18 protein-coding genes and 1 pseudogene are annotated in these 12,657 nt (G+C 36.2%); all 19 read right to left on the bottom strand.

Translation table 11 applies throughout. From position 1 onward, the window contains the following. Positions 1-169: 169 nt before the first annotated feature. Entirely contained in the window at positions 170-892 is a 723-nt protein-coding gene (locus tag MUA40_RS03210) for a MerR family transcriptional regulator (RefSeq protein ID WP_016426379.1), read from the bottom strand. Next, on the bottom strand, positions 871-1,551 hold the full coding sequence (locus MUA40_RS03205) for a DUF2268 domain-containing putative Zn-dependent protease (RefSeq protein ID WP_262569890.1): 681 nt from the start codon (positions 1,549-1,551) through the stop codon (positions 871-873). The genes MUA40_RS03210 and MUA40_RS03205 overlap by 22 nt, the downstream gene beginning before the upstream one ends. Continuing rightward, the gene (locus MUA40_RS03200) at positions 1,491-1,781 is read right to left on the bottom strand and encodes a hypothetical protein (RefSeq protein ID WP_262569889.1); all 291 of its coding nucleotides are present in this window, start codon (positions 1,779-1,781) and stop codon (positions 1,491-1,493) included. Before MUA40_RS03200 ends, MUA40_RS03205 begins: the two co-directional genes overlap by 61 nt. Positions 1,782-2,002: 221 nt before the next feature. Beyond that, positions 2,003-2,446: pseudogene (locus tag MUA40_RS03195) on the bottom strand (transposase); the annotation flags it as partial. Between the two features lie 205 nt (positions 2,447-2,651). After that, positions 2,652-3,044, bottom strand: coding sequence for a 30S ribosomal protein S9 (gene rpsI, locus MUA40_RS03190; RefSeq protein WP_016426376.1), 393 nt, complete (start codon positions 3,042-3,044; stop codon positions 2,652-2,654). Positions 3,045-3,063: 19 nt separating this feature from the next. Then, the gene (gene rplM / locus MUA40_RS03185) at positions 3,064-3,501 is read right to left on the bottom strand and encodes a 50S ribosomal protein L13 (protein WP_016426375.1); all 438 of its coding nucleotides are present in this window, start codon (positions 3,499-3,501) and stop codon (positions 3,064-3,066) included. Between the two features lie 215 nt (positions 3,502-3,716). Continuing rightward, complete coding sequence (gene truA / locus MUA40_RS03180) at positions 3,717-4,520, bottom strand: tRNA pseudouridine(38-40) synthase TruA (protein WP_016426374.1); 804 nt, start codon at positions 4,518-4,520, stop codon at positions 3,717-3,719. A 20-nt stretch (positions 4,521-4,540) separates the two neighbouring features. Further along, complete coding sequence (locus MUA40_RS03175) at positions 4,541-5,344, bottom strand: energy-coupling factor transporter transmembrane component T family protein (protein ID WP_016426373.1); 804 nt, start codon at positions 5,342-5,344, stop codon at positions 4,541-4,543. Beyond that, positions 5,334-6,200, bottom strand: coding sequence for an energy-coupling factor transporter ATPase (locus tag MUA40_RS03170; protein ID WP_016426372.1), 867 nt, complete (start codon positions 6,198-6,200; stop codon positions 5,334-5,336). The genes MUA40_RS03175 and MUA40_RS03170 overlap by 11 nt, the downstream gene beginning before the upstream one ends. Further along, positions 6,197-7,006, bottom strand: coding sequence for an energy-coupling factor transporter ATPase (locus MUA40_RS03165; RefSeq protein WP_016426371.1), 810 nt, complete (start codon positions 7,004-7,006; stop codon positions 6,197-6,199). Before MUA40_RS03165 ends, MUA40_RS03170 begins: the two co-directional genes overlap by 4 nt. A gap of 518 nt (positions 7,007-7,524) precedes the next feature. After that, complete coding sequence (rplQ, locus tag MUA40_RS03160; protein ID WP_016426370.1) at positions 7,525-7,893, bottom strand: 50S ribosomal protein L17; 369 nt, start codon at positions 7,891-7,893, stop codon at positions 7,525-7,527. Positions 7,894-7,909: 16 nt separating this feature from the next. Then, positions 7,910-8,854, bottom strand: coding sequence for a DNA-directed RNA polymerase subunit alpha (locus tag MUA40_RS03155; RefSeq protein WP_016426369.1), 945 nt, complete (start codon positions 8,852-8,854; stop codon positions 7,910-7,912). 75 nt (positions 8,855-8,929) lie between these two features. Continuing rightward, complete coding sequence (rpsK, locus tag MUA40_RS03150) at positions 8,930-9,319, bottom strand: 30S ribosomal protein S11 (protein WP_014613235.1); 390 nt, start codon at positions 9,317-9,319, stop codon at positions 8,930-8,932. 24 nt (positions 9,320-9,343) lie between these two features. Further along, a complete protein-coding gene (gene rpsM / locus MUA40_RS03145; protein ID WP_014613234.1) occupies positions 9,344-9,709 on the bottom strand; it encodes a 30S ribosomal protein S13 in 366 nt (121 codons plus the stop codon). Positions 9,710-9,732: 23 nt separating this feature from the next. After that, positions 9,733-9,846: a 50S ribosomal protein L36 gene (gene rpmJ, locus MUA40_RS03140; protein ID WP_002509257.1), complete on the bottom strand. Its 114-nt coding sequence runs from the start codon at positions 9,844-9,846 to the stop codon at positions 9,733-9,735. Positions 9,847-9,877: 31 nt separating this feature from the next. Next, positions 9,878-10,096, bottom strand: coding sequence for a translation initiation factor IF-1 (gene infA / locus MUA40_RS03135; RefSeq protein WP_001118443.1), 219 nt, complete (start codon positions 10,094-10,096; stop codon positions 9,878-9,880). Between the two features lie 158 nt (positions 10,097-10,254). After that, positions 10,255-10,905 (bottom strand): adenylate kinase, encoded by a 651-nt coding sequence (locus MUA40_RS03130; RefSeq protein ID WP_016426368.1) that lies wholly within the window; start codon positions 10,903-10,905, stop codon positions 10,255-10,257. 17 nt (positions 10,906-10,922) lie between these two features. Beyond that, positions 10,923-12,215 carry a preprotein translocase subunit SecY gene (gene secY / locus MUA40_RS03125; RefSeq protein ID WP_016426367.1) on the bottom strand — a complete coding sequence of 431 codons (1,293 nt, stop codon included), beginning with the start codon at positions 12,213-12,215 and terminating at the stop codon, positions 10,923-10,925. After that, positions 12,215-12,655, bottom strand: coding sequence for a 50S ribosomal protein L15 (rplO, locus tag MUA40_RS03120; protein ID WP_016426366.1), 441 nt, complete (start codon positions 12,653-12,655; stop codon positions 12,215-12,217). The genes secY and rplO overlap by 1 nt, the downstream gene beginning before the upstream one ends. Positions 12,656-12,657: the final 2 nt, after the last annotated feature.

Genomic DNA, 12,657 nt, shown 5'->3' with positions numbered 1-12,657 from the left:
CAATGAAACCACATTAGACTTTGAAAGCTATTCAATGCTATCATGTACGACTCGTCGTTTATTTACCTCCGCAAAGTTGCCTAGAGTGGGTCAGTGTTTTCATTTTTAATCTTTTAAAGTTTTTGTAGACTATCTCTTCTAAATACTGTGTTTGTTATTTCATATATTATTAAGCTAAATGATAATGAACAGCTTTATCAATAAACTCAGTTAACTGCGGATGACCGAATTGTTTAAAATAATCTTTAAATCTTTCATCTTCATTATAAGTCATTGCAATGCAACATAGTGTTTCATCATCAAATTCAGCATAGCTATTCATCAAATCCTTCCATGCTTTCACTACTTCATACACTTCACTATCGCTTACGTTCCGCTCTATTAAATGATTAAAAGCTTTAAATATTGTCACCATTTTATTTTTAGACTCAACACTATTTAATTGATAATCCCCATTACGTTCAATAAAACTACGATAAGCAGATGTATTACCATATTTTATTTTAGCTTCTTCTTGATATTGAGCTTGTAAGTTGTTGTTCAATTCATCAATTTCTAAAACCGGCACGCCCTCTATCCATTTGGCCACTGCTTTTTTCGTTTTTTCTAATCGTTCAATTTTTTCATTCAAAATGACCATTTCAGCTTTCAATGATGCCATTAAATTTGTTTCGTCCATTGCCATTATTTTAATAATTCTTTTAATGCTTACATCCATCGATCTCAGTAATAAAATTTTTTGTAATTGCATTAAATGATGTTGTGTATAGACTCTATGATGATTTTCATTTTTTTCGGGTGATAATAAACCAATTTCATCATAATAATGTAAAGTCCGCTTCGTTACGCCAGTGATTTTGATGATGTCTTTTATACGATATTCGTATTCCAAAATGATTCCACCTCGTTTAAAATTTCTTGTGCAGACTTCATAGTGGCTTCTTCAATCCCATAATTTGTCTTTTCTAAATAAGTTTTAACAAGATAATACCCGCAAGTATAACCTGCTGAGTGAGGTAACACTACTTGATTACCGCTATATAATTGAGCAATCTCATCCCCGTATAAATAAGGCATTGCTTCAAACATGTTATCAATGTCTAGATGTTTTCCTATGATATTTTTAATTAATGCTTGTGATTGATTCCAATCTATCGCCGTTACCCAAGGTCCTAAATATGACTTCCCATACATGGCCTCAACAAAATTTTCAGCTAAACCTTCAGAAACAATTAATTCTGCTAGAGAGCCACCGTCCCATTGAACATATTGGTATCTCAAGTTATGATTGAACTCATGTGCAATGGCACTTTTTGTTCGCTTCAAAGTATAGGCATTTGGAACTAATGAAAGCCACACATATCCAGGTATACCGCCTTCTCCTCCATAATTTTGATTAAGGAACATAGTCGGCTTTTGTTCATCTCCTAATAAAACCGTAAATGTATACTGACTTACCTTTGAACGCATCCCCTTCTTTTCAAAACGCTTCAGTACATCTTCAATCGCACTTTTACAATTATCCCAAAAATCATCATCAAGCATATCCATTTGTTTTTATTGCTCGAATTAAATTCTGCAGGCGAAACGTGCGTTTGATTCAACATCATTAAGGCATCAAAACCTGCTGCTGTTGGTTCAAAGGGTATCTGTTGAATTTCAAATTTTTCTCGAAAATGCTTTAATAAATTTTCTCGAAAATAAGCGTCTCTCTGTGCAACGTCTAATTCCAATAATTTCAAATAAATTTTATCAGATCTTATGATATGAATGGGTGGCATTGTTATCCCTCCTTAACCTCAATATAATGGATAACGTAGCGTGACGCGCAAGACTTTCAACGTTATTTTTTATATTTAACTGACTGAATAAGGTTTAGTTCTGTTCTTGGAAGAAAAATTATTGCGACGTTCTCCATCAAAAAAGAGCAGAACAGAAACCATTTAGATTTTCTGTCCTGCCCCTAATAAAAATGGGTGTCGGTTGGCGAGACGATAGCGCATTAAGCAACGTTTTTTTGTTGTTTAATGCGTTTTTTATATTCACTTACAAATAACTTGGAAATGATTAAGATTCTATTCCTAAAATTCCAGAAATTTCTATAACCATAAGAAACCCGTTTAATCAGTTTTATTTTATTATTAATGCCCTCAATCGGCCCATTCGTTAAATGTGGATAACGCATCGTATTTGAGATATAGGGCAAGTATTTGATGAATGTTTGAATGACACGCTTGAGTCCTTGTGAAATATCTTTTGTCTTTGAATCCTGTAAGATGAACCGTAATTGCTGGATATCGTTTGATTTCAGAGCACTTAAAAGACGGTGCGCCGTTTCATATGTCTCTTTGAGCCTCTCATCAAGGCCCAATAAATAATGAACTAAACTGTATTGACTCTGGCAAGACTTAAAAAGTCTGTATGACTGATATATCATTATACATAGGCACAATATCTCCTTAATGGTTTGTTTAGTCACTTACAATTATAGAGATATTTGTGCTTTTTTAATATCAAAAATTAAAATAACGGTCAGTGAATATTTCGCCAACCGTTAAAAATATACAACCAAATATACAACCATAAAAAACACAAAAAGCACTCTCCAACAAAAGTTGGAAAGTGCTGTAAAAGTTGATATAACAACGATATTAACGTTTTGAGAATTGTGGTGAACGACGTGCTTTTTTAAGACCTGGTTTTTTACGTTCTTTCATACGTGGGTCACGAGTAAGTAATCCAGCGCGTTTTAAAGAACCTCTGTATTCAGGATCTGCTTCTAATAATGCACGTGCAATACCGTGACGGATTGCTTGTGCTTGACCAGTGAAACCGCCACCGTGTACATTAACTAAAACGTCATAGTTACCTTTAGTTTCTGTTACATCGAATGGTTGGTTTAAGTCTAAGATTAATGATTCGAATGGTAAGTAGTCGCGTACATCGCGATCGTTCACTTTGATGTTACCTTCACCTGGTACTAAACGTACACGTGCTACTGAGTTTTTACGACGGCCTGTGCCTTTATATTCAACTTGTGCCAATGTAATTTCCTCCTTCTAATTAACCACGTAACTCGTAGTTTTCTGGTTGTTGTGCAGCGTGTGGATGTTCAGCGCCACCATAAACGAATAATTTTTTACCTTGTTTTTCACCTAAACGTGAACTTGGTAACATCCCTTTAATTGCGTTTTCTAATAAACGTTCTGGGTTTGTACGTCTTAATTCACCAGCAGTGATTGATTTTAAACCACCTGGATGATTTGAGTGACGGTAGTAGATTTTATCGCTTTCTTTTTTACCAGTAAATTCGATTTTTGAAGCGTTAATGATGATAACGTAATCACCACTGTCAACGTGTGGTGTGTAAGTGACTTTATTTTTACCGCGTAAGATAGCTGCGACTTCTGAAGCTAAACGTCCTAAAGTTTGTCCTTCAGCATCAACAACATACCATTTGCGCTCAATGTTTGATTCATTTGCCATAAATGTTTGACGCATAATATTGTCCTCCTAGTGAATAAATCTTTCCTATTTGTCTTTCAGCTGGTTGTGACAGCACAACCTAGAGCGAGATATTTATTCCGTTAACTGTTGTTCTTTCCTGCTTATATATCTTTGTAACACAATAAGTTTCCGGGGCTTATCGTGGGGTGATATAAAACAATACCGTTAACTATCTTATAAGTTTTACGCCTTAATGTCAATGTATTTCATTAAATTTGTGACGATTTTTTCGTATGAATTTTAATTGTTTCACCGAAGTCTTTTTTGAGCTGTTCGGGCGATAAATATACCTTTTCTAAATAGAGACCTTCTGCTGGTGCAGTATGTGGTACAAGCGTTCGATCTTTCATTTTAAGAATATGTGGAATATCCTCACCTTGTCGCTTGCCTTTTCCGACTTCAAGTAAGTAAGCAATAATGACACGTACCATGTTATATAAAAAACCTGACCCTGTAATAATAAAATCTAAGCCATCTTCAGTGACTTCGATGCGACTTTCATAAATCGTGCGTGTTTTACTCTCAACTTCAGTTTTTTGAGAACAGAAACTAGTAAAATCATGTGTTCCAATAAAATGACGTGCAGCTACTTGCATCGCTTCAATATTAAGTGCATGGGCCTCGAGTGTTTTCAAATGCGCGAGAAATGGATTGCGATGCGCATCTTGATAAATAGCGTATCGATAGCGTTTACCTACACAATCATAACGACAGTGAAAATCTGAATCGATTAAAGAGACTTCATGAACATAAATATCATCTGGTAACGCACTATTCATGGCATGTTGCCACTTATTAGGCGCAATATTCAAATCCGTATCGAAATGGAAATACTGTTCTTTTGCGTGCACACCACGATCTGTGCGACTTGTAGGGTGAATTCGAACAGGCTTTTGATGCATACGTTTCAATATTTTTTCAAAATAACCTTGCACTGTACGCCCTTGGTTTTGAATTTGAAAGCCTAAAAATTGCGCCCCATTATAACTGATTTTCACTAACACACGTTGCATAAAATTCTCCTTTTCTCAATCTAAAAATGATGGCCTAACCATATCGAAATGACTGCAATTGGAATGATACTCAGCAAGGCGAGCGTATCTTTAACGTGCCATTCTAGTACACGATAACTTGTTCTCTGCTGATTTGCATCATAGCCTCTCACTTCCATAGCGATAGCCAATTCTTCTGCACGTTGAAAGGCAGAAATAAACAATGGAATCATTAAAGGGATAAACGCCTTAATACGTGCCACAATAGAGCCAGAACTAATATCTGAACCCCGTGATTTTTGTGATAATACGATTTTATCTAATTCTTCCATCAAAGTAGGAATAAATCGTAGTGCAATAGACATCATCATACTTAACGCAGCTACAGGGACTTTGATATATTTCAACGGTTTAAATAAACGATCAAAGGCTTCTGTAAGGTTCAAAGGACTTGTCGTCAAAGTAAGTAGTGTTGAAATAATCATAATGTAAGCAAGGCGCAGTACAATTAAAATCCCTTCTCTAATTCCATTAGAATCAATGGACAGAATACCCCATTCAAATAATCGTGTTCCACCTTTCGTTAAAAACAAATGCATCACTAATGTTAATAGTAAAAAGATAAAAATTGGAAGTAAGCCTTTTAAAAGAAACCCCAGTGGAATACGTGCGACTTTTAAAATAATTAACAATATGAAAGCAAGCCACAAATAACTATACGGATGGTGACTCAAAAAAATAACAATAATAAATATAAATACAAAGATGAATTTACCACGTGGGTCTAAACGATGAACGAAAGTGTCTAATGGTAAGTAACGCCCAATAATCAATTTATCTTTCATGACGTTGCCTCCATTCTTTGAACATCGTAGCAAACGCCTCTTCTGTCATTGCAAGCTTTTCAAATTGAATCCCTAAGCGCGCTTCAATATCTCTTTGTAAACGCACGATATCGGGCAAACAAAGGTGCAAAGCTTGAACATCTTCAGTACGTGAAAAAAATTGTTGTGGTGTAGTCGATTCAATAAGGCTCCCTTTTTGCATTATTTTAACTTCTTCAGCAAATCGTGCCACATCATTCATATCATGTGTCACTAAAATGACCGTTTTATGCTGTTCCAGTTGTAATTTTTTAAATAACTGCATAACCTGTTCTCGACTGCGTGGATCTAATCCTGCTGTAGGTTCATCTAAAATTAAAATATCAGGGTCCATCGTGAGAATTGCAGTGAGTGCGACTTTTCTCATTTGACCGCCTGACAGTAAGAAAGGAGATTGCTTCATTGTTGTTTCTGCATCAAAACCTAGCTCTGTTAATAAGCGCATCGCTTTGGCACGTGCTGCTTCAATATCCAGTCCATAGTTTTGAGGACCAAATAGCACTTCCTTTTCGACTGTCTCCTCAAAAAGTTGTGACTCAGGAAATTGAAACACCATCCCAATTCGCTTTCTAATTGACTTTAATTTTTTATCTTTTGTCTTTGGATTGATAGCGACGTCTAATACTTGCATATGGCCTTGTGTAGGTTTTAAGAGCCCATTGAAATGCTGAATTAAAGTTGACTTCCCTGAACCTGTTTTTCCAATAATGGCATAATAACGTCCAGGTAAAAATTCAGTTGATATTTGATTGAGTGCTTGATATTCATACGGCGTCTTTTTCTGATACGTGTATGAAACTTCTTCAAATTTAATCATATTAAACGCTCCAATAATCCTTCATAAGTCATAAAACCTGGTTCCATATTTAATAGATTCGCGACACGCATTTCAAATGGCAAGTCTAAGCCAAGTGTCATTAATGACTGCCCGTGTTTAAATATCGATTCTACTGAACCATTTAAATAAACTTCACCTTGGTTCATCACGATTACTTGATCTGAGCTGACGACTTCAGAAAGGTCATGCGTAATCGCGATAACTGTAATACCTTTCGTTTCGTTCAAGTGTTTGACCATGGCTAGTATGTCACGCTTTCCCTCTGGATCCAACATGGCTGTCGCCTCATCTAAAATAATCAATTGTGGCTCTAATGCAAGGACACCCGCAATCGCAACACGTTGTTTTTGTCCCCCTGACAATGCGGTTGGCTCATGATTTTGCTTGTCATACATATCGACGTCTTTCAAAACAGCTGGCACAATTTGATGCATCTTATCATAAGAAACATTTTTATTTTCTAAGCCGAAAGCAACATCATATTTCACAGTTGAACCCACAAACTGATTTTCAGGATTTTGAAATACAATACCAATATGATGGTGAAAAGCGGGCCGATCTTTTCCTTTAATAGAGTTACCATTGACCTTTATATCACCAGTGAAATCTTGCTCGATGCCTGTTAGAAGTTTCGCTAAAGTTGATTTTCCCGAGCCATTGTGACCGACAATCGAAACCCAATCACCTTTTTTAATTTTAAATTGAACATCATTCAAAACACGCGGTTGTTGTTCGTCGTATTGAAATGATACATGTTCAAATTCAATCAGGTTTTCGTCTTTCATTTAGCGTCCCTCCATTTGTACTAATACGCTTATTTTACAAAAAAAGACATGATTTGTATATGTATCAAGCCATATAAATAAAAGAGCGGAACAGAAATCGAATGGATTTCGTTGTTCCGCCCTTAACAGAGATGATGCGTTTTTATACAAAATAGAGTTCACATGCATAAAGCATCGTTTACTCATCTTTTATCTTTGATAGTACATGGCACAGTTATAAACCCTGTATGTACTACCTCTACTTGGTATATTCGATGTTAAAATGAATCACCAAGTATTATGAGTGCATCATTCAGCGACACATACGTGTAAAAAAGCTGAATGTGATTCAATAAGATTTGGCGATGTCATCTTGATTTATGACCGATTACACTAAAAAAGCGCGCACCCCATCCTCATTGAGTTCACGCTTTGTCGTCAATATTTAGTTGGATGGGGTACTCTGAGCTAGACAATATTTGTATGTGGCAAACATTATCGTTGCACTCATTTGCTTTAATGTAGTAGTAGTGTATTAATTAAACTAATTCGATAATTACTTTTAATGCGCCATCGCCGTGACGTGGAGCAACTTTAAGAATACGAGTGTAACCACCTTGACGTTCTTCATAACGTTCAGCGATTTCACCGAATAATTTTTGAAGTGCTGTTTGTGTTGTTTCATCTTCGTTTAAGATTTCAACATTACGTAAAGTTTTTGCTGCTTGACGACGAGAAGCCAAGTCACCTTTTTTACCTAAAGTGATCAGTTTTTCAACTACGCTACGAAGTTCTTTCGCACGTGCTTCAGTCGTTTCGATGCGCTCACTTACGATTAATGATGTAGCTAAATCACGTAACATTGCTTTACGTTGATCTGAAGTACGACCTAATTTTCTGTAACCCATGAGTTAACCTCCTTTATCAATCTTCTTTTCTTAGACCTAAACCTAAGTCTTCTAATTTATATTTTACTTCTTCAAGAGACTTGCGACCTAAGTTACGAACTTTCATCATATCAGCCTCTGATTTATCAGCGAGTTCTTGTACAGAGTTGATACCTGCACGTTTAAGACAGTTGTAAGAACGTACAGATAAGTCTAATTCTTCGATAGACATTTCTAATACTTTTTCTTTTTGATCTTCTTCTTTTTCAATCATAATTTCAGCATTTTGTGCTTCATCAGTTAAACCAACAAAGATATTTAAATGCTCAGTCATGATTTTTGCTGCTAATGAAACAGACTCTTGTGGTGTGATTGAACCATCAGTCCATACGTCTAATGTTAATTTATCAAAGTCAGAACTTTGACCCACACGCGTATTTTCCACTGTGTAATTCACACGTTCTACTGGTGAGTACAATGAATCAACTGGAATAACACCGATTGGTAGATCACTTGAGTTGTTTTGATCAGCTAATGCATACCCGCGCCCTGTACTTGCAACTAAACGTAATTTAAGGTGACCACCTTGCGCTACTGTTGCAATTTTAAGATCTGGGTTTAAGATTTCAACATCACTGTCATGTGTGATATCTTTTGCAGTGACTTCGCCTTCTTCTTTAACATCGATTTCAAGTGTTTTATCTTCTTCTGAATATATTTTAAGTGCTAACTTTTTAATATTCATAACAATTGTTGATACGTCTTCAACGACATGATCAATTGCTGAGAATTCGTGTAAAACACCTTCAATTTCGATATATTTAACAGCCGCACCTGGTAATGATGATAGTAGGATACGACGTAAGGAGTTTCCTAGTGTAGTACCATAACCACGTTCTAGTGGTTCAACAACGAACTTACCGAATTTAGCATCATCACTAACTTCAATTGTCTCAATTCTAGGTTTCTCAATTTCAATCATTTACATATCCTCCTTAAGTACGTCGACTTGCATAAACTTTAAATTCAAGTGATTTGTGACAAAACAAAAATTTAATTATACGCGACGACGTTTTGGTGGACGGCAACCATTATGTGGTACTGGAGTAACGTCTTTAATCGCTGTTACTTCTAAACCTGCTGATTGTAATGCACGGATCGCTGATTCACGACCTGGACCAGGGCCTTTTACAGTTACTTCTACTGATTTTAAACCATGTTCCATTGCTGCTTTTGAAGCTGTTTCAGATGCCATTTGGGCTGCGAATGGAGTAGATTTTTTAGAACCTTTGAAACCAAGCGCACCTGCAGATGACCATGATAAAGCATTACCGAATTCATCTGTAATAGTTACAATTGTATTGTTGAATGTTGAGCGGATGTGTGCCACACCGTTTTCAATATTCTTTTTCACTCTACGTTTACGTGATACTTGTTTACGTGCCATAGTATAATTTGCCTCCTTTACCTATTATTTTTTCTTGTTAGCTACAGTTTTAACTGGGCCTTTACGCGTACGCGCATTGTTTTTAGTTTTTTGACCATTTACTGGTAAACCACGACGGTGTCGGATACCACGGTATGATGAGATTTCCATCAAACGTTTGATGTTTAAGTTTGTTTCACGACGTAAGTCACCTTCAACTTTATAGCCGTCAACAACTTCACGGATACGACCTAATTCATCATCAGTTAAGTCTTTAACACGTGTATCTTCTGAAACGTTTGCTTCTGAAAGGATCTTTTGTGCTGAAGTTTTACCGATACCGTAGATATAAGTTAATGAGATTACTACGCGTTTATCACGTGGGATATCAATTCCTGCAATACGTGCCATTATATTTTACACCTCTCTTTTAATTAACCTTGTTTTTGTTTATGCTTAGGATTTTCACAAATTACCATTACTTTACCTTTACGTTTAATGACTTTACATTTTTCGCAAATTGGTTTTACTGATGGTCTTACTTTCATTTTTAAACCTCCTTCAATGTTGGAGTGACAATTATTTATAACGATATGTGATTCTTCCGCGTGTTAAATCATACGGAGACATTTCTACTGTTACTTTATCGCCAGGTAGAATACGAATATAGTTCATTCGAATTTTACCACTCACATGTGCTAGAATTTCATGACCATTTTCTAATTCTACTTTAAACATTGCGTTTGGTAAAGTATCTAATACTGTACCTTCAAGTTCGATAACGTCTTGTTTTGCCATTGGAATAACGCCTCCTTTTTGTTCTAAGGATGTTGAATATTAACTCAATAATCGCTTGGCTCGTTTCACTTTCAAAATATCGTTATAAAGCCTTATCACAATCAAATACATTTATGATACTAAAGATAACGACTTAAGAAGTGATAACCAAGTCGCTATTATTTTAATGATTCTAAAATATTTATGACGTCTGCTGTAACTTCATCAATATTTCTAGAACCGTCAATATTTTTCAGAACACCTTGTTTGCTGTAAAAATCTAAAATAGGTTTAGATTGTTTTACGTTTACTTTCAAACGATTTGCAACAGTTTCTGGGTTGTCATCTTCACGTTGATAAAGCTTACCACCATCAAGATCACAAACACCTTCAACTTTTGGAGGGTTGAAAACAAGATGATACGTTGTGCCACAAATCTCGCAAATACGACGACCTGTAAGACGATTCATTAATTCCTCTTCTGGCACTTCGATATTCACAACTGCATCAATTGTTCTACCAAGTTCTTCTAGAATAGAATTTAAAGCTTCTGCTTGCTCAATCGTACGAGGAAATCCATCTAATAAGAAACCTTTTTTTGCATCGTCTTCAGAGATACGTTCTTTGACAATACCTACTGTTACTTCATCTGGTACGAGTTCCCCACGATCCATAAATGATTTTGCCTCTTTACCAAGCTCAGTTTCATCTTTAATCGCTTTTCTAAACATATCCCCCGTTGAAATATGAGGAATAGGGTACTTTTTGGTAATCTCAGTCGCTTGAGTTCCTTTACCAGCACCAGGTAATCCCATTAAGATAATGTTCATGAGTGCCCTCCTACATATTATCGTCTACCAAAGCCTTTATATTCTTTTTCATTCACTTGTGCTTCTAAGCTTTTCATTGTCTCAATCGCTACACCGATAACGATGAGTAAGCTTGTTCCACCTAACTGAATGGCTTGAGGTAAGTTCATTACTTTAGTCGCAATAATTGGCAAGATTGCAATGACCGCTAAGAAAATTGAACCTACAAAAGTTAAGCGATAAAGGACTTTCGTAATATATTTTTTAGTTTGTTCACCAGGACGAATTCCTGGAACATAACTGCCTTGCTTCTTAAGATTTTCTGCCATTTTTTCTGGGTTAACTTGGACAAATGCATAAAAATAAGTAAATGCAATGATCAAGATCACATAGACAACCATACCCATATTATTAGATGGGTCTGCATAGTTCCCCACTTTTTGTGCCCAATCTGCTTTTGGGAAAATCAATGTTAACGTTCTTGGCAATAAGAAGAATGCCATAGAAAAGATAACTGGAATAACCCCTGCAGAGTTCACTTTTAATGGTAAGTACGTTGCTTGTGAACCAAGTCGCATGTTGGATTGTTTTTTTGCATATTGAATCGGTATTTTACGAATGGCTTGTAAAACATATACAGCCCCAACAGTAAGTAAAATCATACCTAATACGAGACCGCCTACTTTTAACCAAGCAAGTGTCACATCGTCTTGACCGATAAATTCTTGTTGATAGAATTGGATCAAGGCAGATGGAAGTGTAGATAAAATACCTGCAAAGATAATGATAGAAATACCGTTACCCACACCATATTGTGTGATTTGTTCACCCAACCACATTAAAAACGCAGTTCCTGCTGTAAGCACTACTGCAATAAGCAAATAAGACATTACACTTTGCTCTTTAATAAGAGTTCCGTTCAAATAGTTATTGAACTGAAACGCCATACCAATGGACTGAATAAATGCTAAAACAATTGTAAAATAACGCGTAAAGTTAGTTAACTTCTTACGTCCTGTTTCACCTTGTTTTGCCCATTCAGTAAATTTCGGTACAATGTCCATCTGCAACAATTGTACTACGATAGAAGCAGTGATGTAGGGCATGATTCCCATTGCGAAAATGGAAAAGTTCTTCAAGGCTCCGCCACCAAACGTGTTTAACAAGTCAGTGACGCCTTGAGAACCTTGTCGATTATCAAAAGCTTCTGGATTAACACCAGGTGCTGGGATGTACGTACCTATTTTGAAAATGACTAACATTGCAAGAGTAAAAAGTATCTTGTTACGAACTTCTTTTGTTTTGAAAAAGTTCACAAGCGTGTGAAACATTAGATCACCTCGTGTGCTCCGCCTTTCGCTTCAATAGCGTCCTTAGCTGATGCTGAGAATTTATGCGCTTTGACAGATAATTTCTTTTCTAATGAACCATTACCTAAAACTTTAATGCCAGATTTTTCACTTTTAACTACGCCTGTTTCGATTAATAATTCAGGTGTTACCTCAGTACCATCTTCAAATTTGTTAAGTTGGTCTAAGTTAACGATAGCATATTCTTTACGATTAATGTTTGTGAAACCACGTTTAGGAATACGACGGAATAATGGTAATTGACCACCTTCGAAACCTGGTCTTACGCCACCACCTGAACGTGCTTTTTGACCTTTTTGACCACGACCACTCGTTTTACCGTTACCTGTAGCCGCACCACGACCTACACGGTTACGTACTTTACGTGAGCCTTCTGATGGTTTTAATTCATGTAATTTCATTT

The organism is Staphylococcus schleiferi (assembly GCF_025558325.1).
Taxonomy (GTDB): domain Bacteria; phylum Bacillota; class Bacilli; order Staphylococcales; family Staphylococcaceae; genus Staphylococcus; species Staphylococcus schleiferi.
Note: the sequence above shows the minus strand (reverse complement) of the source record. Positions and strands in the feature narration are given on the sequence as shown.

Coding starts and splice junctions, on each gene's coding strand:
- MUA40_RS03205 (WP_262569890.1), bottom strand. CDS start 1,551: ATGGATATGCTTGATGATGATTTTTGGGATAATTGTAAAAGTGCGATT.
- MUA40_RS03200 (WP_262569889.1), bottom strand. CDS start 1,781: ATGCCACCCATTCATATCATAAGATCTGATAAAATTTATTTGAAATTA.
- rplM (WP_016426375.1), bottom strand. CDS start 3,501: ATGCGTCAAACATTTATGGCAAATGAATCAAACATTGAGCGCAAATGG.
- truA (WP_016426374.1), bottom strand. CDS start 4,520: ATGCAACGTGTGTTAGTGAAAATCAGTTATAATGGGGCGCAATTTTTA.
- MUA40_RS03175 (WP_016426373.1), bottom strand. CDS start 5,344: ATGAAAGATAAATTGATTATTGGGCGTTACTTACCATTAGACACTTTC.
- MUA40_RS03170 (WP_016426372.1), bottom strand. CDS start 6,200: ATGATTAAATTTGAAGAAGTTTCATACACGTATCAGAAAAAGACGCCG.
- MUA40_RS03165 (WP_016426371.1), bottom strand. CDS start 7,006: ATGAAAGACGAAAACCTGATTGAATTTGAACATGTATCATTTCAATAC.
- rplQ (WP_016426370.1), bottom strand. CDS start 7,893: ATGGGTTACAGAAAATTAGGTCGTACTTCAGATCAACGTAAAGCAATG.
- MUA40_RS03155 (WP_016426369.1), bottom strand. CDS start 8,854: ATGATTGAAATTGAGAAACCTAGAATTGAGACAATTGAAGTTAGTGAT.
- rpsK (WP_014613235.1), bottom strand. CDS start 9,319: ATGGCACGTAAACAAGTATCACGTAAACGTAGAGTGAAAAAGAATATT.
- rpsM (WP_014613234.1), bottom strand. CDS start 9,709: ATGGCACGTATTGCAGGAATTGATATCCCACGTGATAAACGCGTAGTA.
- rpmJ (WP_002509257.1), bottom strand. CDS start 9,846: ATGAAAGTAAGACCATCAGTAAAACCAATTTGCGAAAAATGTAAAGTC.
- infA (WP_001118443.1), bottom strand. CDS start 10,096: ATGGCAAAACAAGACGTTATCGAACTTGAAGGTACAGTATTAGATACT.
- MUA40_RS03130 (WP_016426368.1), bottom strand. CDS start 10,905: ATGAACATTATCTTAATGGGATTACCTGGTGCTGGTAAAGGAACTCAA.
- secY (WP_016426367.1), bottom strand. CDS start 12,215: ATGTTTCACACGCTTGTGAACTTTTTCAAAACAAAAGAAGTTCGTAAC.
- rplO (WP_016426366.1), bottom strand. CDS start 12,655: ATGAAATTACATGAATTAAAACCATCAGAAGGCTCACGTAAAGTACGT.